At 74.3% G+C, this 1,598-nt stretch carries 1 protein-coding gene; it reads right to left on the reverse strand.

Translation table 11 applies throughout. The annotated features are described in order from the left end of the window. Positions 1 to 97: 97 nt before the first annotated feature. On the reverse strand, positions 98 to 1,231 hold the full coding sequence (locus tag ND748_RS31625) for a lysophospholipid acyltransferase family protein (protein WP_251749954.1): 1,134 nt from the start codon (positions 1,229 to 1,231) through the stop codon (positions 98 to 100). Positions 1,232 to 1,598: the final 367 nt, after the last annotated feature.

A 1,598-nucleotide genomic window follows, 5' to 3' on the forward strand; every position in this document is an offset into this window, starting at 1 on the left:
TATTAACAAACGGGTTGGGGGGGGCGCCGGGGGGTGGCGAGGTTCTGCGCCGGCGGGGGGGGCGGGGGGGGGGGCCCCCCCCCCCCCGACGCCCGGCTCAGAAGAACACCGACCGGCGCTGCATCAGCAGGCTGTACAACGTGTGCTGGATGGTCTCGCGGATGCGATCGGTGAGCTCGAAGACGAGCATCGGATCGTCGGCCGCCTCCGCCGGGTAGGAATCGGTGGGCACCGGCTCCCCGAACTCGATGATCCACTTTGACGGCAGCGGGATCAGGCCCAGCAGACCCAGCCAGGGGAAGGTGGGCGTGATCGGCAGGTAGGGCAGGCCGAGCAGGCGGGCGAGCGATTTCGCGTTGCCGATCATCGGGTAGATCTCCTCGGCGCCGACGACGGTGCACGGGATGATCGGTACCCCGGTCCGCAGCGCGGCGGAGACGAAGCCACCCCGGCCGAAACGCTGCAGCGTGTAGCGCTCGCTGAACGGCTTGCCCACGCCCTTGAAGCCCTCCGGCCAGACTCCGACCAGCTGCCCCGCGGTCAGCAGGCGCTCCGCGTCCGCCTGGCAGGCCAGCGTGTTGCCGATCTTGCGGGCCAACGGCGCCAGGAACGGCACGGCGAACACCAGATCCGCCGCGAGCATCCGCAGGTTGCGGTGGGCCGGATGGTGGTCGAGGAGCGCCATCGCCATCATCAGCGCGTCCATCGGCAGGGTGCCGGAGTGGTTGGCCACCACCAGCGCGCCGCCGACGTCGGGAACGTTTTCCAGCCCACGCGTCTCAACCCGGAAGTAGTCGCGGTAGACGGGGCGCAGCAGCGGCGCGATCACATGCTCGGTGAGGTCGGGATCGAACCCGTGCTCGTCGATGACGTAGTCGCCGGTGATGCGTCGGCGCAGGAAGGCCAGCACGCCGGCCAGGGCGGTCTCCAGGTCGCCGGCCTCGGCGAACCCGGCGCCCTCGGACCCGGCCCCCTCGCGCCCGGCCGCCCCGAACCCGACGCTCTCGGGCCCGGCCGCCCCGAACCCGACGCCCTCGAACCCGGCGGCCTCCCGCCCAGCGGTCCCCAACCCGGCGGCCCCGAACCCGACGGCCTTGGTGTCGCGCCCCGCGCCCGCGATACCCATCCGCCCGGTGCCCGCCACCCGACTCGATCGCTTGCCGCGGCCGGGCGCGGCCCGGACGCTCGCCGCGGTGCCATGCTCGGGGCCGCCTGCGGACTCGCCGTTCACGTCGCTGCGCGGGCCCGACCTCGCGGTAGCACCCGGTCCCGAGCTGGCCCGGTCGCCGCCACCGCGGCCGGTGCCATCACGACCAGTTCCATCACGGCCAGTTCCGTCACGGCCAGTTCCGTCACGCACGGTGCCGTCGCGGACGGTGCCGTCGCGGGCAGCGGCGGGGGCGTCGGCCGTGGGATCGGCGGACCGTGGACGGCTGGTTGGCCGCTTCGCACGCGGCGGGCGGGCACCGTTGGACGGACGCACACCCGGGTCGACCGGGCGCCGCGGAGCCGGCTCTGCGGCATCAGCGGCGGCCGGATCGAGGCCGCCCGCAGCGCCGCGGGTGCGGGTGCGGGCCTCGGACGCCGGGGGGACCGCG

It is taken from the genome of Frankia sp. AiPs1 (assembly GCF_023716945.1).
Lineage (GTDB): Bacteria > Actinomycetota > Actinomycetes > Frankiales > Frankiaceae > Frankia.